The organism is Endozoicomonas sp. GU-1, assembly GCF_027366395.1.
GTDB lineage: Bacteria > Pseudomonadota > Gammaproteobacteria > Pseudomonadales > Endozoicomonadaceae > Endozoicomonas.
Genome location: NZ_CP114771.1, coordinates 4,578,499 through 4,596,014, shown reverse-complemented (window position 1 = coordinate 4,596,014; position 17,516 = coordinate 4,578,499). Strand labels below are relative to the sequence as shown.

General features: G+C 46.0%; 11 protein-coding genes. 3 read left to right on the top strand and 8 right to left on the bottom strand.

The window, feature by feature from the left end:
* Positions 1 to 197: 197 nt before the first annotated feature.
* From O3276_RS18970 to O3276_RS18955, 4 genes are all read right to left on the bottom strand, one after another.
* Complete coding sequence (locus O3276_RS18970) at positions 198 to 1,082, bottom strand: helix-turn-helix domain-containing protein (RefSeq protein ID WP_269672716.1); 885 nt, start codon at positions 1,080 to 1,082, stop codon at positions 198 to 200.
* Between the two features lie 60 nt (positions 1,083 to 1,142).
* Positions 1,143 to 1,280 (bottom strand): alpha-amylase, encoded by a 138-nt coding sequence (locus O3276_RS18965; RefSeq protein ID WP_269672715.1) that lies wholly within the window; start codon positions 1,278 to 1,280, stop codon positions 1,143 to 1,145.
* Between the two features lie 137 nt (positions 1,281 to 1,417).
* Complete coding sequence (locus tag O3276_RS18960; protein WP_269672714.1) at positions 1,418 to 3,031, bottom strand: UvrD-helicase domain-containing protein; 1,614 nt, start codon at positions 3,029 to 3,031, stop codon at positions 1,418 to 1,420.
* Positions 3,024 to 3,305 (bottom strand): hypothetical protein, encoded by a 282-nt coding sequence (locus tag O3276_RS18955; protein ID WP_269672713.1) that lies wholly within the window; start codon positions 3,303 to 3,305, stop codon positions 3,024 to 3,026. The genes O3276_RS18960 and O3276_RS18955 overlap by 8 nt, the downstream gene beginning before the upstream one ends.
* Before the next feature lie 243 nt (positions 3,306 to 3,548).
* Here O3276_RS18955 and O3276_RS18950 point away from each other — a divergent pair, with 243 nt between their 5' ends.
* Entirely contained in the window at positions 3,549 to 4,802 is a 1,254-nt protein-coding gene (locus O3276_RS18950; RefSeq protein ID WP_269671896.1) for an ISL3 family transposase, read from the top strand.
* Here O3276_RS18950 and O3276_RS18945 read toward each other — a convergent pair.
* The 4 genes from O3276_RS18945 to hsdR form a co-directional block, all read right to left on the bottom strand.
* Positions 4,796 to 6,136, bottom strand: coding sequence for an ATP-dependent nuclease (locus O3276_RS18945; RefSeq protein WP_269672712.1), 1,341 nt, complete (start codon positions 6,134 to 6,136; stop codon positions 4,796 to 4,798). The two genes, O3276_RS18950 and O3276_RS18945, sit on opposite strands and share 7 nt — an antisense overlap.
* A 91-nt stretch (positions 6,137 to 6,227) precedes the next feature.
* Positions 6,228 to 7,628 (bottom strand): restriction endonuclease subunit S, encoded by a 1,401-nt coding sequence (locus tag O3276_RS18940; RefSeq protein WP_269672711.1) that lies wholly within the window; start codon positions 7,626 to 7,628, stop codon positions 6,228 to 6,230.
* Between the two features lie 2 nt (positions 7,629 to 7,630).
* Positions 7,631 to 9,241: an N-6 DNA methylase gene (locus O3276_RS18935; RefSeq protein ID WP_269672710.1), complete on the bottom strand. Its 1,611-nt coding sequence runs from the start codon at positions 9,239 to 9,241 to the stop codon at positions 7,631 to 7,633.
* A 78-nt stretch (positions 9,242 to 9,319) separates the two neighbouring features.
* Positions 9,320 to 12,826, bottom strand: coding sequence for a type I restriction-modification system endonuclease (gene hsdR / locus O3276_RS18930; RefSeq protein WP_269672709.1), 3,507 nt, complete (start codon positions 12,824 to 12,826; stop codon positions 9,320 to 9,322).
* A gap of 168 nt (positions 12,827 to 12,994) precedes the next feature.
* Between hsdR and O3276_RS18925 the strand changes: the two genes are divergently transcribed.
* Entirely contained in the window at positions 12,995 to 14,242 is a 1,248-nt protein-coding gene (locus O3276_RS18925; protein ID WP_269672708.1) for a PcfJ domain-containing protein, read from the top strand.
* 148 nt (positions 14,243 to 14,390) lie between these two features.
* The gene (locus O3276_RS18920) at positions 14,391 to 17,507 is read left to right on the top strand and encodes an SNF2-related protein (protein WP_269672707.1); all 3,117 of its coding nucleotides are present in this window, start codon (positions 14,391 to 14,393) and stop codon (positions 17,505 to 17,507) included.
* The last annotated feature ends 9 nt before the right edge of the window (positions 17,508 to 17,516 follow it).

The following is a 17,516-nucleotide window of genomic DNA, read 5'->3' as shown; positions in this document are numbered from 1 at the left end:
CTAGCCAAACGATATGGCAAACTCCTGCTACCCCTTCAAATTGGCCTATTTCAAGGCGTTACCGGCGGCATAACGACGGACTGCGTCGGTCGAGCTATACGGCACGTCATTCAAGACAGGTAACAAGGGTATGTCTGAGTGCCTGTCAGACGGGTTTTGAGCCTTCAGCTCTTGGCTTTGGGTTTCTTTGAATTATATCAAAATGCTGCAAATTTTCTGACCCCTTTTATAGGAAAACCTGCTTCAATTAGAGCCTTTTTCAATAAGAACAGAACAACCTCCAAGTCATGCAGTCGGATATTGATAACTTCTTTCATCCCTTCTACGAGCTTTTCTGTCCTGGCAATCAGATCATCAGTGGTCTTCAATTCATCCAGATCAGTCAACCAACGACCCGCCTCATCATTGCTTCCACCTATTAAAATGTCAGGGAAGCTGGCAATTTTTGGGACCTCCACACCACTTTCACTGAACTGCTGCCTACGCCTGTTTTCCGTCTTAGATTGTTCACCAGAAAGCGTGCGCCGGTATTGTCTCGCCAGTATGAATCCTCCCCTACCCATGTTATGTAATAGCCAGCGATGAGTTGAAACCTTTCTGATTTTTTTATGAACAATTAACTCGCACTGAAAGGTAAATCGGAAAATGATGGGGGCATCAACCTGGAAAATTTCTTCCCTTTTTTCTGACACCAATGCGGCAGGAAGTCTTACTTCCTCTCCGGTTCCCGCCTTAATCAATGTTCTCAGCTCTATGGAAGAAATATAAGATGAATTATCAGGGAGCGGGATATCGATCTTTTTCAGATAGTTGGTCAGGTTTTGATCGACTTCATAATACTTTTCTGCATGACAGTACACATGGCAGGAGCCATTTCGTAGCCGGTCGCCATACTCATCAAGCAGAAACTGAATTTGGTTTTCTTTTGCCTTAGTCTTACCGGTAGCCCATCCACTAACCACACTTTGTGTTACACGGGCTTTTTTCGCAATCTCTGTCTGGGTCCAACCATCTTCAAGAGCCATCCGTATCAGCTTTTTGGTTTGCCGGAATGGTTTATTCTTCTCTTTAGCCTGTGTCATCGGTACTGCTCCTGAAGAAATGGCATCAGGTTATTTAACTGAGCCTGACGCCACAGGTTCCTACTTTTTCTTTTCAGTCTGATTAGGATTCATCTGCTTGCCACGATTCCCCTGATTCTTGTCATAGGTTGTGTTAGTACCAGAAGTACCTTTGTTTGCATTTACCATGTCAGCTTCGTGGTTTGCTTGCTTACTCATAACAGTTACCTGCCTTTGGTTTGTGGTGCCGGAATGGCCCGGTAAATGTTAGAGATTGCAGAAAATCACGCTACTGATATATCCATGATAAAAAGCTGATAATTACTGATATTTTGTAACTGCGCATCAGCTGATACTTATTTTTGCTCATAGAGACCCTCTAAACCTGGCAAATCGAAGAATTCTGACGGGCTACCACCCTTAACTTCATCTCTTGAGTTGAATCTCTGTAGGCTCGTCAACAAGTAGCAAGCCTTTCTGGCTCGAGTGATCCCCACGTAATGCAGATTTTTATCCTCTTCCAAATCAACATAAACAGCTGGCGTATTCCAGCCATCTTGAGGCCTTTTGAGAGGAAAAGACCACTCATAAAGGTCGAGGTGAAAGACAACATCAAACTCAAGTCCTTTGGCCTTGTGTAGAGTCATAATCTGCACTTCGTCTTTGTTGACCGGGTAGAATTTTGCAAGAAGCTCCGGGTTACCCAACACAACTTGTAAAGTATCAGCAACGCTACGGGAGATAGGCCCAGGAAACATCTCTGTGGTTACTGAGTGTATTGCAGAACATAGTTCTTCATCTTCGCAGCTCCTGACATTTTTGATCAGTTGCCTTAGGGACGTGGACTTAGCTTTGCTGGACACCTCCATCAGATTTTCTGAAATAACTCCTTCCGCGGTTAACTGTTTATCAAAGCGGTAGTGTAAAAGGTTAATGCATAACTTTGCATGCTCATCACCAATATCCGACAATGGGTCATCTTCATGGACTCGATGCAGAACAGTCATCCCTTCGGCAACTTTTCGTAAGCTTCTCTTGGCTCTGACCAGAATGGCTATATCTGAGTTATGAGTGATATCTAACCTTTCTTTTATATTCGGTATAGATTCAGAAATAGTTCTGCCGAGATCAATGACAGTACCTCTTCGGCTTGCGCGGTAAACTCGCAGATCATCAGCAGGAGCGAGTTCACATTCTGGTCGTATCACCCTTCGCGCATAGTTTGAAATAGATGGATGACAGCGATGATTTATCAAAATGGGGAAGGTTTCAAAATCATTACTATCTATCAGCCGCCTGATGAACTCTTTGTTCCCATCCCGAAACCCGTAGATAGCTTGATCCTCATCTCCAACAGCAATACCCGTTAACCCCAAAGACACCAGCTTCAGAAATAGCTCGTGCTGAGGCTGTGAAGAGTCCTGATACTCATCTATAAAAACAGTTTTATATCTTGCCGTGATATATCTGGTACACGCAGGAGAATGATCAAGAATATGACAAGCAAGGGCTCCAGTAGCAGCCATGGGAATTTTGCCTGAGTGATACCACTGTTTCAGAATATTTTCATAATCCTGAAAATGCTCAGTTGCCCAGTCCCATCCACCAAAGTCAGCTTTTTCTTCATCACTCATTTTTAGGACAGGTTTAACTTCGCACTCAGCCCTCCCCCATAGATGACTTGCAAACGGGAAAATAATCTCTTTCAGACAGAAGCTATCAATGGTGCCGAAGAAGCTTTGCCTGGTGTCGAAGGCATTTTTTTTACACCGTTTCTTTAATTCCTCGCTGGCTTTCACCGTAAAGGTTATACCGATAACTCCTTGGTAAGACTTTAGTTCTGGAACAATTCTGCGAATTTTCTCAACAACAACGGTCGTTTTACCACTTCCCGGACAGGCTGTGATAACCATGTTGCCATCATGTTCTATTGCTTCCAGCTGCTCTTCAGTGAAAGTAAGGTCACTCATCACCAGTAGCCCCCTCCATAACCTTGTTCAGACAGAACAAAAGTGGCTTTGCCAGTTCCCCACCACGGATGGTTTCCAAGGCCTCACCATACTGCCCCAGAAACTTTCTCATCCTTATTGCTTTTTGTTTCTGGAGATATTTCACAGCGGCAGAAATATCAGCCAGCTCTTTATTTGCGAATGTGCAAAGCTCGACAGGAAGTTCAAGAGAGAGATCGTACTCCAAGTCTTGTTTTGACAGGTATATACCCAAGGCGTTCACGCTTCCTGACACAGTACCCCAAGTGTCATCACTCACAAGGGAGTGAGATGTTGTCTCTTTAGGTCTATGGGGTAGCTTCTCAATCCCTGCAATTGCATAACAGCGATTAACACCAGCAAGCTGCCTTAACTCTACTTTTTCGGCTCTTCAGGGATAACTGTGGGTAGAAATCAACAAATTTGAAAAAAAAAAGCACCAGCGGCTGATTTCAGGTATGTTTTTATTTGCAGACAAAAACAAGAAGAAACGCCGCTGATGCTGATAAAAACTATCCTCAATAAAGTTCATAAACTCAAGTCATTTGTTTATCAGGATGTAAAACTCGGTCTCTATCAAGGCTCTGAAGTATTCAATGTCATCGTGGTCCCACGCAAGAACGGCCATGCTATTTGCTCAGGATGTCAGCAACCAGCTCCGGGCTATGACCGTCTTGCTGAACGTCGTTTCGAGTTTGTCCCTCTCTGGGGAATCAGGGTTTTTCTGCTCTACAAAATGCGTAGGGTTGAATGCAAGACATGTGGCGTAAAGGTTGAGCAGGTTCCATGGGCTGAAGGCAAGAAGGAACTCACCAAAGTTTACATGCAGTTTCTGGCAAACTGGGCTAGAAAGCTCTCCTGGAAGGAGGTCGCCCGTACTTTCAATACCTCGTGGGAGAAGGTCTTCCATGCTGTTGAGTATGTGGTTGAGTGGGGCAAGAAGCATCGTTCACTTGATAATATCAAGGCCATTGGTGTTGATGAGGTGGCGTATCAGATCGGCCATAAATACTTGACTGTTGTCTACCAGATTGATCGCGACTGTACACGGCTACTATGGGTTGGTCAGGAGCGTACCGAAGCTACGATTCGCAGCTTCTTCGCTTTCCTGGGTACACAGCGTAGCCAGCGGTTGGAGTATGTCTGTTCTGATATGTGGCAACCCTACGTAAAAGCGATTGCGGTGTTTGCCAGCCAAGCATTACATATTCTGGATCGCTTTCATATCGTTGCCATGCTGAATAAGGCCATTGATGAAGTCAGGACCACGGAACACAAACAGCTTCAGGCAGATGGTTATGAACCGGTGCTGAAAAAAACACGCTGGTGTCTGCTCAAGCGAAAAGAGAACCTGACCGAGAAAGAAGAGATCAAGCTGAACACAGTGCTTCAGTACAACCTCAAAAGTGTCAGAGCCTATCTTCTCAGAGAAGAGTTCCAAGTGTTCTGGGACTACATTTCACCACACTGGGCAGGAAAATACCTGGACCGGTGGTGTACAAGAGTGATGCGATCAAAGATAGAACCGATGAAGAAAGTTGCTAAAACTGTTCGACGACACAAGCCACTTATCCTGAACTGGTTCAAGGCGAAAAAGGCGTATTCCAGCGGTATCGTTGAGGGTCTGAACACCAAGATAAAACTCACTACGAGAAAATCATACGGTTTCAGAACCTACAGATGTGCGGAAATTGCGTTATATCATGCGCTTGGCAAGTTACCTGAACCGGAAATGACCCACAGATTTTACTGACGAGGCACTTTTTCTACCGTAATCTTTGAAACATCATTATCCGTCCGCATGGCCCATGGGATACCCATGGCATTCAATATTTTGGTATACACCTCAAACTGAACACCATCCACAGCAAGAATGGATATGTTGTAGAAGTCCAGATCAATATCGAGCTTTTCTGCCAGTGTACTATAGAACAGCACCTCCGATGGACCCTCAACGAGCAGAACTGCACTGGCAAAGAAAGCTTCTGCAGGAAGAATGCTCATCCGGTAACCCATATTATCCCAAGCGGTACTGATACAGTCTGAACAACCCTCACTGGCAGCCCGAGTTGCACCATCTTCATTAAGCAAGCGGATAATCGAATCCGGGCTGTATTTAGCAGTTATCTGTGGGGAGTGGGATGTAATGATAGATTGGCCAGGAAGCGAGGTGTTCAGGTACTGAGCCAGTTTACGCTGTTGGTGGGGGTGAAGATGCGCTTCAGGTTCTTCTACAACATAGAAGGTCACCTGGCTGTTATGATCATGTTCGCGTTCGCTCTTACTCTTCCAAAGTGCCAGCAAAATCTGGTTATTACGCCCGTCACCACCCAACATTACCTGCGAGCCGTTGGTATTCGCACCCAGTTCAAGTTTTTCGATGAACTGATTTACCTGGATAGCGCCGGAGTCCAGCTGAACCCTGTAATCCGCATGGTGGTGAGCAAGCTCTTTCAGCTCATCGTTAACCTGGCGGGTTGCATTGGCTACATATTTCAGTTGGCTCACATCAGCATTAATCACTCCCAGTGATCTGGTGATAGCTGCAAGCTTGTCTGTATCATGCGCCTTTTCTTCATCACTCAAGCTCTCTTGCGCAAACTTCAGCAAGTGGCGTTTTTCTCTCTGGATAAACTTCTGCAAATCTCGTTGTGAGTGAACGTATTTCAGGTTGATATGCTTCAGATAGAACCGGCTGTCTATCTCTTCCAAGTCAGCCAGTGAGTGCCCCATATAGAGTTTAAAGCTTGATCCGTTTCGTTGCCCAACGTACCGGAAAAAGGTTTCACCTTCGTCGCTGACATGCCCTTTCAGCACAGAAAGAACAGCATCCTCCTCAACCTTTGAAAAAGCGATAGTGATCTCAAAGGTATCAGCCTGATTACCATCCTTATCGATATGAAAATCCAGCTCAGTCGGCTCGATATCCATATCGGAAAGGCTTTTATCCAGCAGCATGCGCAGTGCATGCATCAGGTTGCTTTTCCCAACATCATTACCGCCAATGACCAGGGTGTTCTGGGCAAATTTGATGGTGGCATCGTTGAAATTACGGAATCCCTTCAGGATGACCTGATCAATGTTCATCGGTCTTATTGCTCGCTATTACTGACAAAAGAGTGGTGGTTTGCTTGGGGTGAGGTGGGCTAATTGCCCACCTGGTATTGGGTAAATCGGTTCAGGCTTTGGCAGTCTTTCTGCCTCGGGTTGCTTTTTTGGTGGCTTTTTCCAGCAGTTCAGCTTCGACGCGGGCCTCGGCGATTTTTTGTAGCAAAACTTCGGCGGATTCATCGCCTTCCTGCTGATCTACCAGTTCACCTCGGAAGGCTTTGGCTAAGATACTCTGTGTTATATTATCTACATGTTCTTGTGCCTTTCTCAGGCTGGCTTCAAGAACTTCAGCCATACCGAAATAGGACTGTACCTTCTCAACAATTTCTCTTTGTTCTTCAATTGGAGGAGTAACGAGATAGAACTCCTTCAATGCGGGCATATAAATCGTTTTTACAGTCGTTCCTTGTCCTCCAATTGTTAAGTCATGCTGTGCAGCCATGAAGGCATACATAAGATAAAAGTTGTTCAACGCGCTTCCACATATCCAGTTTGCAAAATGCTGAGTTGTAGACATTTCTTTACCCATTATCGTGGTAAAACCAACAGAAATGTCCCGTGAAAAGCATACAGTGCCTTTGGGAAGCATTCTTGCGCTTGAGTTATCGATACCAAGTGCTGTCGGCTTATACTTTGTATCTGTAATGACTTTACCATGTGCTGCACGGATATCCTGAAGGCAAATCCAGTACTGATCACCATTCTCCCAATATTCAGGGATAGATTTTCTGGGAGTATGGCCAGACTCAAGAGCAGTGAGTTCAGTTAGCTTTTTCCAGCTCCACGTCTCCGGAATCTTGGCTTTGGATGGTCCAACGGAAATCGGTGAAAGTCCTATTTCTGCTGACAGAGAACATCGCGAGGCTTCCGTTAAGTTACCTGTAACTGCTGCAACGAGTACTGACTGTCGAAATTGCTTGATAATGGCAGGTAATTGATCAAGGCGCGCTTGGATAGTGGCAACCTGTCCCAGCAGGTCATCCAGTTTTTCAGCAATCTGTGTCTGAGTCTCTTTAGGAGCAAGCAAAAACGGAGCGTTTACAGCATCTTTAGTGCCTAGTCTTGGCATATTTACGCCGTAACTTACCGCATCAACATAAGACAAAAACTCTTGTCCCTTGAGCCAGTAAAACAAATAACTTTTGTCCACATAACGGCTATCGGGCGAAAGCGGGATAATTTCGGAGGAGCAAATGCCGTCTTCCTGAGCAATGATTACCTTATTTAGGTATGGGCGGAGCTTGCCATAAAGAACATCACCTGCGTTAAAAATATTTTTGGCACTTTTTGATGCTCGCTCAGCGAAAGTGACCCGTTTCAGCAGCTTTGATGTATTTTTCTCAATGTCTTCCAGTTCTAGAATCCAAACGTCATCTGCAACTGAGGACATCTCTGCTTTGGTTGTTTTACCGTACTGTACAACGTCACCAAGCCTGCACCGCTCCCAACCTTCTGGCAATTTTTCCATAATCACGCCTCAACCTCTTCACCATTTTCGGTAATGGTTTCCAACTCTTCACGAGGCGCAAGATCAAACTCACTGGCTAGAGTATTGATTAGTTTGTCAGAGGCTTCTTTGGCTCCAAGTGCCAACATTAGGTTGTTGATCTCTTGTAGAGCTTCCACCATCTCTGTCATGGCTTTTTCCGCAAGGATTTCGGGCTTACCAAGGGTGGCAGCATCTATAATGGAACGGTCTTTCAGCCAAGAGATATCAAGCGAGTCTCCTTTTACCGTACTGATATACTCCCGATCAAATTTACGCCAACGAGCATTGGCTATCACTTGCTCATCTTCATTGGGTTCATGGGTTGAACCGGGCACATGATAAACACCTTCTGAACGTGGGCTATGACCGTTTTTATCCGCGCCAAACACTTCTTCAAACGGCTTCAAGTGCTGTTCTGTGAAAGGTGTTCGCTTACCATAAGAATTCATATTGGTACGCAGATCAAACACCCAGGTCTCTTTGGTGCAACCTATATCCTGATGTGGATTATCTGGTGTCCCTTTCTGGAAAAAGAGTACGTTAGTTTTTACACCAGCCGCATAGAAAATACCGGTCGGCAGTCGCAGGATGGTATGCACGTTGCATTTGTCCATCATATCTTTACGGATGGATGTACCCATCCCTCCCTCAAACAGCACGTTATCCGGCACCACCACCGCTGCTCGACCACCGGGCTCCAAATTGTTGTAGATATGCTGCATAAAGCAGAGCTGTTTGTTATTGGTCTGGTGAACAAACTTACGGGTGATATTACTGCCAGAAGCACTGCCAAAGGGTGGGTTAGTCAAAATCAGATCAGCCGCAGGTAAACTTTCACCGGTGGCACCCAGGCTGTTGCCGAGTTTGATAATACCTTCACCTTCGCCTTCAATATCGTGAAGCAGACAGTTCATCAGTGCTAAACGACGGGTTCCGGGCACTAATTCAACGCCAACAAATGCCTTGGTGCGCTGGAACTCCTGAACATCATCGTCCAGGTCTTCAAGATCATTAGTGTTGTTCTTGATGTAGCGATCCGCTTCAATCAGGAAACCTGCGGTACCCGCAGCAGGGTCCTGCACAATTTCCCGTGCTTCCGGTTGCATAAGCCGTACCATGGATTTGATCAGTGCTCGTGGCGTAAAGTACTGGCCAGCGCCAGACTTGGTTTCGTTGGCGTTTTTCTGCAACAAACCTTCATACATATCGCCGAAGTCATCACGGGCAGCGGTTTCGTCTTCGTTGTACCAGTCCAGGGCATCCATGGCGGAGACCAGCTTGGTGAGGTTTTTGGCCTGGGTAATGCTGGTATTCACATTCTGGAAGATGGCTCGTACCACGGAGTGTTCATCATCGCCCAGCTGAACCAGCATATTGCGATAGAACTGGTGTTGATCCTGCCCCTTCTTTTCCAGGAGGTTTTTCCAGCGGAAACCATCGGGAAGCAAATCCTCTTCCAGTCCGGCTTCTTCACACATTTTCAGAAATAGCAGCGTGGCCAGCTCATTCACGTAGTTCTGGTAAGAGACGCCGCCATCTCTCAAGTCATCACATAACTTCCAGAGCTTGGAGACCAAGTCGTTTTTGTTCATACAGAATTCTCAAAACGGTGAGAAAGCTGGAGTACCCAGCTTCCATGATGAAAGGATATTGGCTCTATTGTATGGGAATCAGGCCAGTTCATCCCACATATAGTCACTGAACTTATCCAGAACCTCGGTGAGCTTACCTTCGAATGCGGCATCAACCTTGCGTTTACCGCCTCTGCGACGGTAGTTACCAATCTTAAAGGTATCGTCGTCTATCACCACGGACTCTTTCAGGGTTTTCGCCAGACGGTCGAGCCACTCCTGCTGAACAGGACTCCACTGATTTTCATTCTTGATTTTGATCAGGGCATGGTCAACGCGATCATCAAAAGGTTTGAGTGCATCCCCAACGGCAGCCTGACGGATATGGCCAATCAAACGGGCGGCAATGTCCTGATCTGTTTTTGCCTTCCAGGCAACCCGTAGGCTGGACTCATCGAAGTACTCTTTGTCGAACCACTCGACCAAGTCCAGTAGCTCCCTGCGAGTGAGATCCCTTGGACGATTGGCAATGGTCTGGAGCGCAACATGTTTGTTGAGATTGCCTTTTACGAAGCTGTCAAAGGCTTCAAGAAAGTCTTCGGCTTTATCAAACAGGCCAAATTCCCGGCGGACATCAATAACCTGGTCCGGAATATCGGTGAAGATCGGTTCATCACGGAGATCGTTGATCAACTCCTTAAGGTTCTCCAGACGTTCTACCATTCCAGTGTCTTTCTCAAAGATTTCAGCGGCCAGTTGCGGGCCTTTTTCTTTCAATACCCGACCGAAACTATTGAAGTCACACCCTGCAATGCCTGTCAGCACATCATCAAAGCGTTTGATGCTCTTATCCACCTCAGGGGATTTGATCCGGTTAAACTGGGCAAGTCCAATGATACGCTGAATTTTACTGATTAGTTGCTCATGGCTGTGCTCGGCAAAACTGCGGCCATCCGCTTCCTGAACTTTGTAAGTTTCGGAATCAGTAATCTCATTGACCAGTTCTCTCAAGGATACCTTGGGCCGGATGACCACGGGCTTCATGGTATCAACCGGTTCCAGTGTTTCGTAGAGATTAACCGCATCAAAGATTCTGAACGATGTTTTTCCTATTTCTGGGCAGAGGCGGGTTGCCCGGCCTTTCATCTGCTCATAGAGAATCCTGCTTTTCACCTTGCGTAAAAAGACCAGGTTGCAGATGCTGGGCACATCGATCCCGGTGGTTAACAAATCCACTGTTACGACAATATTGGGCAGACGCTCTTTATCAAAACGGGTGAGTAGACTCTGTAACCGTTTGGGGTTATCTTCACTTTCCCCAGTGATTTTCAGGATGGCATCGCTTTCAAACTCAGGGTATTTCTTTTTGAAAGCCTCGCGCAGATCCTCAACCACCATATCGGCATGGCTGTTTTTAACGCAGAAAATCAGGGTCTTTTGAGGGCTCGTAAGGTCAATATGATTAACCAGCTCCTCACAAACGGCTTTGTTAAAACCGGGGGCGATCACCTTCCTATTAAAGTCGGCGACATCGAAGCTTTGCTCATCTTCCAGATCATCAAGAATCAGCTCACCGTTTTTGGTGATTCTTTGAACGGTTTCCCCTTTTTCGAAGCTGATACCACCTTCAGACAATGCAGTGACGATTTTTACCGGCGGTTCCTGATCGGTAAGGTAGCCATCAATAACTGCTTTTCTGTAACTGTAACGGTAAACAGGTTCACCGAAGATATCCAGCGTATGTAATGCGGGTGTTGCTGTAAGGCCTATTTTTACCGCATCAAAGTGGTCAAGAATACGACGATAGGAAGATATATAATCTTTCTGGTTGCGAAAGACCTGTTCACCCTCAGTTTGCTCTTTATCGAGAATATAACCGCGATGAGCTTCATCGACGATGATCACGTCATACCGTTCTGTTGGCATGAACTCGTCACTGAATAATGTGCGTTTAACCAGTGACTGCACTGTGGCTACATGAATGGCGGTGGAGTCGTCCGGAAATTTGTCGGTAAGTTCCTTGATGTCAAAGATGGTGTTGAATGGCTCGTCATTGATACGGGTATCATCAAAGGAATCTATGGCCTGTTCACCCAATGCCGTTCGATCAACCAGGAACAGAATGCGGTTGAATCGTCCGGATTGTATCAGACGGTACATGATGGCAATGGCTGTTCGTGTTTTGCCCGTTCCGGTAGCCATGGCAAGCAACATATTTTGTTGGCCACGCTCAATTGCTGCCTCGACCGCCAGTACCGCTTCTTCCTGAAAATACCGTAAACCTAATCGATCAAGCGTGTTGGCTTTTAGCCATTCATGTGCCTTTTTCGGGTCACTTTTCAGTTTGTTGATTAGCTCTTCTGGCTGGTGCCAGACTGGTAATGCTTTCGGATAATTGGCTTTTTTACGAACATCTCGGAACCAAATTCCGCTCTTGGTCTGCAACTGTCGTAAGTAAGGGCGACCATTTGTGGAATAGACAAAAGGAACCCGGAAATATCGACTGCCAGATGAATCAACCCAAGAAGGCTGATTATCGGAAAAGTGATCGTTAATCAGTTTTCGAACATCATTGTCTACGGCTTCATCCAGCAATGTTTGCTTCAGGAAATTGTAGTCAAAATTGAGGCTGTAATTCTCTGCCTGGTTCAACTTGCCGCTGACATCAGAATTTTTCTTCTTCGCCTCAACAACCGCAACCGGCTGCAGGCCAACAAAGAGAATGTAATCCGCCCAGCCACCGTCTACAGTAGGCCATTCAGCGATAGCACGGTTCTTGCCCGGCTCAGGCCGGACACCTTTAGCAAACGTGAATTTTTGCGTATCGGCTTCCCAGTCAGCCTGACGGAGTTGGTCATCAATCAAGAAGCGGGTTTCTTTTTCACTCAGATCCAGGCTGCGTTTTGCTGCCCGTTCCGTCATCTCTTTCTTGTATTCTTTTCGCTGGCGCTCAGTTTTCTTGGCCAGTTCTTCGTCTTTTTGCTTTAACTGGGCTTCCAGTGCCTCAATACGAGCCTTGGTTTGTTCTTCAGTTTCTTCCTGCTTGCTTTCCAGAATGGAAATATAGCCCTGCAAAGCAACCAGCTGATTTTCTTTGGAGGCCAGCTCTTCAGCCGTTACGGTTTTGAATCCCTGAGCTTTGCGCAGCTCTTCTTTAAGACTCAACACTTCTTTTTGTAGCACTTCACCTGATTGGCTTGTAGGTACAACAAATACAGGTGCGACAAAGTCGGTCTCTTTTTTCAGCAGCCGGTAATACCAGACCGCCAAGCGATAAGCGAGACGCAGACAGTTCTCAGCATCACCCAGATCATCATGAAACTTATGAACTGCCTCGTTGCCCAGCTTACGGAGTTTATGAAATACCGAGATAATGGACTCATCGACCCAGGCAATCTTTGCCAGCTCTCGAAGCAGCTCATGCTGGTTATCGGGAATATCAACACAGAGTAACTTTGCCAGATGTTTGGCACTCGCCTCCCCAAACATGCGCAGTTTGACCATGGTTGTGTTTGGATCGTCGGGGTAATTTCGTTCTGCGGCTAAAGCAAGCCGGTAGAGAATGTCGTTGACGCCTATCAAGAACTGAAAGTTACTGGTTTCCATGGACAACGCTTTCATGTGGCAAATGGGCTGATAAACGACGAGTATTTCATATTGATGTGGCGTTTAGAAGTTGTGATTTAAGCGGGGAAAGTGTGGCTTTGGTAGCTTCTACCTCTTTAACCTTGATATATTGGCTCGGTCTGATTGCGTTTATGGAGAGCCTCGCGAATGGCAGTGACGAGTACCCTTCAACAGGGAAGTGCAGACAGTACCTCTCAGAAAATCTATTGGAGTGAAGAACTTCAACGGCTGGAAATTGACTGGACAGAAACCCTTGGTTACCCCTGCAAGCTGATTGTGAGTAGCTGGGAAAATGGTATTGAGTGGTGGTCAGAACTGGAAGATGAAACTCATCGTCCCGTATTGTTTGCGGAACCAGGCTTGAACTTTCTGGCAGAGACCGACAGCCCGGCGATCAAGCAGTGGCAATCGACTGTCCTAGAGCATTTACTCCGCGCTTTACAGCCTTTTCGCCTGTGGAACTTTTCATTATTGCAAATGGCCTTTCAGTGGCAGGAAATGAAGGACTTGCTTGTTTCCAACCCTGCACTGGTTTGGTTGGCAAGAGAGTATATGGATTCCCATGAGGTGTCTTTTGGAAAGTTTCGAGAGCTATTAAATTGCAAGCAGCATCAAATACTGGAGGCTATCGGGTTAACGGGAACAAAATCGGCAATACGTTCTCTTCGCCGCCTGCAGGTTGAGAGTTATAGCCCGCGCATGGCAGAGCTGGTGAGACAGCTTTGGCGTCAACCATCACTGGTTGCGCGATTTAATCATCAACAGAAAATTGACCGCCCATTTATGCGACTGGTACAGAGATTACCTTGGGTTGCCGGCAGGCCTCTGGCTAAAACTCTGGATACCATTGACTGTCGATGGCAATACGAGGAACTGATTCAACTGGCCATGGATGCCTGCAGTATGTCCCGGCACGATCCGGATATAGAGGAAAGACTGGCCTGTGCCCGGAGTTTTGCGGCCGTCGAAAACATTCATAATCAGGTAGTAGAAGTATTCAATGCGGATCATCAGGGACACTTAGCCAGAAGCATGGCCCTTACCGACGACAATGGTGAGCTGCTACCATTTCACTCTCCACCTCACCCCGGTACGGCAGATATTCAGCCAATACTCACGCCTCAGGCTTTGTCGAATGAAGGGAAGAGAATGAACCACTGCGTTGGCAGCTATATCCGCCAGGTTCAGGATGGTGAGTATTTTGTCTATCACATGGAGTCACCGCAGCCACTGACTATTGGGGTTCGGGTCAGGTTGGGGCGCATTATTAGTTATGACCAGATTAAAGGGATTTGTAATGTGCAGCCAGATGTGGTGGCCAAGGATAAGGTTCTGGCCTGGGTAAAGGATGCGGTAACCGTAAGTAATGCTTTATTCAAGGAAAATAGTGGCTGACTTACGTACATTTTTATGAGGGCTAAAAGTGATTTTTGCCCTTTGTCAATAAAAGCTGAAAGGCTGTCTTGAAAAACTACCAACAAATTAGAATTACGATAGATTATCCATTATGCATCTTGATTTCAGGAGTTAGTTGTAACGTATCATGGAAGCAGGTCAAAAAGTCAGGTTAAAGCAGAATCCAGGTAAAGTAGGCATCCTCACAGGCAAGGAAAAGAAGCTGGGTGGGCGGCTAAGGCTTCAGGTGAGGTTTGCTGAGAGCAATGAATGGTGCCCGGAGCGTAGTCTCGAAATTGTAGAGAGTGATGATCGGCCAGATGTGGTTGATTTACTTGAAAAATCTCGCTTTGGTCGAGCTCAAGATCTCCGCGGAGCCCTTACCCATAGCCGATTGTCTGGTAGGCTTGCTGATCTGATCTATAGCATGCATACAACCAATACTGATTTTTATCCCTATCAGTTTAAGCCTGTACTGAACTTTTTGGATTCTCCCTGTCGAGGCCTCTTAATTGCCGATGAAGTCGGCCTTGGTAAAACTATTGAAGCTGGACTGATTTGGACGGAGCTAAGGGCCCGAATTGATGCCCGAAGGTTGTTAGTACTCTGCCCTGCAATGCTCAGGGAAAAATGGCGGGATGAGTTGGCGCTTCGCTTTGGTATAGCTGCTGAAACTTGCAACGCTGGTGAGCTGTTGGATAAGCTTAACCGGTTTCGCCGTGGGGAAATTGATGAGTTTGTTCTTGTTGGAAGCACACAGGGGTTAAGGCCTCCGCGCGGATGGGATAGCGATGAAACCATTAGCAATGACAGGGCAAAGTTGGCCAGTCTTCTTGACTCGTGTGCGCTCAGTGAAAGCCTTTTTGATGCAGTCATTGTTGATGAAGCGCACTATCTTCGGAATCCAAATAGTCAGACTGCAGCACTGGGGCATTTATTAAGAAATGTGACTGATCATTTAGTCCTGCTCTCTGCCACTCCGATTCAGCTCAGCAGTGCTGATCTTTTCCATCTTTTAACTCTATTGGATGAAGATAGCTTCCATTACAAGCAGGCGTTTGGGGATATTCTGCAAGCTAATGAGCCAATCCTGAGACTGCGAGACAGCATACTCAGTCAGAAGATCAATCGAGCAGAGGCAGTACAAATCTTACAAAATGCCCAAAGCCATCCGCTTTTGAAAAGTAACCGACAGCTGCAGTTATTAATCGATTCATTTCCTGCTAGCCAGGAACTTAAGACCACTGAAACAAGGAGCCAGATTGCGGAACGGCTTGAACGGATCAATTTGTTGGGCAGGGTTGTATCCCGAACCAGAAAATCAGAAGTTCATGAATGGCGGGTAGTTAGAACACCGGTTGCTGAAAAAGTTGAAATGTCTTCACTGGAACGGCGAGTCTATGATGAGGTAACTGCCTGCGTCAGATCATATTGTGAACAGTATGATTTATCACAAGGCTTTATGTTAACTATTCCTCAAAGGCAGTTAAGCAGCTCTATGCCTGCGGCCATAAGAGCCTGGAGGAAGAAGTTGGATCAGGTGACTCTAGAAGAGCTTGCTTATGAGTCAGTTGGTGACGATCTCTCCGAGACCAAAAATACTGCGAATACCGTAGGCCCTCTTGTTTCTGAGCTGATGAAAATAACCCGTAATTTGGGTTTGGGTAGTTTCGATGATTTTAAGAAACACGATAGTAAGTACATAAAACTGATTGAAAACCTACGTCAATATTGGAACGATTACCCAAATAAAAAAGTCGTGCTTTTCTCTTACTACAGGGGCACTCTCGAGTATCTTGAAGAGAGGCTCCGTGAAGATGGCATTAAACCTATCCGGCTGGTTGGCGGCATGAAGCAAAGTAAGTATGAGATCATTGAACACTTTAGAACTTCTGATGAGGCTCAAATACTTCTGTCTTCTGAGGTTGCCAGTGAAGGTGTTGATCTCCAGTTTTCCAGCCTGTTAATAAATTATGACTTGCCTTGGAACCCCATGCGGGTTGAGCAACGGATTGGTCGTATTGATCGCTTGGGTCAAAAAGAGCAGAGAATAAATATCTGGAACCTGTTCTATAAAGATACAATTGATGATCGTGTGTATAGTCGGCTGCTCAAAAGGCTGGATATCTTTACAAGAGCCTTGGGGAATATGGAGTCCGTTCTGGGAGACTCTATTCTTCACATGACCTATGATCTGCTGAGGCATAATCTCAGTAAAGAGCAAGAAAAAGAGAGGATTGACCAGACTGCCCAGGCTATTGCCAACCTTAGTCGCCAAGAGGAAAGACTAGAGGAGGAAGCCGCCCATCTGGTTGCTCACGGTGACTATATTCTTAATCAGGTAAAAGCCGCTCAGGAACTCAATCGTTTTGTGAGCAGTCAGGATCTTTGGGTTTATTTTAAAGATTTCTTTAGTGAAGCCTATCCTGGATGCCAGTTCTCAAAAGTACAGGATGATGTTCTTTTATTTGAAATCGAGCTATCTACAGATGCCAAAGTGGATTTGGATCATCATTTGACCAGTCTGCGACTGAAGGGTAAAACCCGGTTAACAGGTGCTTCCGGTAGCAAGATTCGCTATCTGTTCAAAAATAAAACAGGTTTGGCTAAAGCCGGAACCGAGATTGTTAATCAGTACCATCCGGTATTCAGGTTTATCAGTTCCAGCATTCGAGCGGGTAAAACACATTATTTTCCCTTGGTTGCTCTGCAGATCGCCTCTTCAAAAATCCCTTCAGTCCAAAAGGGACGGTATCAGTTTGTCGTTCAACGATGGTCAGTCAGTGGGGAGCGAGATATTGAGAAGCTTGTCTTTAGAGCAATGCCATTGGCCGTTGGTGCTCAAATAATGAGCTCTGAAGAAGCGGAAGCTTTGGTTGCACTTACCGCATCTGAAGGGAGTGAGTGGCATGGTGCAAATAATGAAATTCCGAATGATGTGGCTGAAGAGTGCTATGGAATTTGTCTTGGTGCATTGGAAGATGCAGAAGCCCAATACCGGTTACAAATCACCAGTGAAAATGATGACCGTATTGACTTACAAATATCAACGTTAAAAAGTCATATTGCCAAGCAAATAGAAACAATTCAGCAAGTCATAGACAAATATCGGGACTCGGAAAAGCAGCAGATGATTCCTGCCAACCTCGGTCGGATCCGGAAGCTTGAGGAACAGCGAGATACCCGGTTAAGCCAACTAGAGAAAAAGAGAAATTTAGCTCTAGAGTCTCATCATGTGTGCTCAGGGGTGATAGACGTTTTCTAGCTTATGGGG

Coding starts and splice junctions, on each gene's coding strand:
- O3276_RS18970 (WP_269672716.1), bottom strand. CDS start 1,082: ATGACACAGGCTAAAGAGAAGAATAAACCATTCCGGCAAACCAAAAAG.
- O3276_RS18965 (WP_269672715.1), bottom strand. CDS start 1,280: ATGAGTAAGCAAGCAAACCACGAAGCTGACATGGTAAATGCAAACAAA.
- O3276_RS18960 (WP_269672714.1), bottom strand. CDS start 3,031: ATGAGTGACCTTACTTTCACTGAAGAGCAGCTGGAAGCAATAGAACAT.
- O3276_RS18950 (WP_269671896.1), top strand. CDS start 3,549: ATGCTGATAAAAACTATCCTCAATAAAGTTCATAAACTCAAGTCATTT.
- O3276_RS18945 (WP_269672712.1), bottom strand. CDS start 6,136: ATGAACATTGATCAGGTCATCCTGAAGGGATTCCGTAATTTCAACGAT.
- O3276_RS18940 (WP_269672711.1), bottom strand. CDS start 7,628: ATGGAAAAATTGCCAGAAGGTTGGGAGCGGTGCAGGCTTGGTGACGTT.
- O3276_RS18935 (WP_269672710.1), bottom strand. CDS start 9,241: ATGAACAAAAACGACTTGGTCTCCAAGCTCTGGAAGTTATGTGATGAC.
- hsdR (WP_269672709.1), bottom strand. CDS start 12,826: ATGGAAACCAGTAACTTTCAGTTCTTGATAGGCGTCAACGACATTCTC.
- O3276_RS18925 (WP_269672708.1), top strand. CDS start 12,995: ATGGCAGTGACGAGTACCCTTCAACAGGGAAGTGCAGACAGTACCTCT.
- O3276_RS18920 (WP_269672707.1), top strand. CDS start 14,391: ATGGAAGCAGGTCAAAAAGTCAGGTTAAAGCAGAATCCAGGTAAAGTA.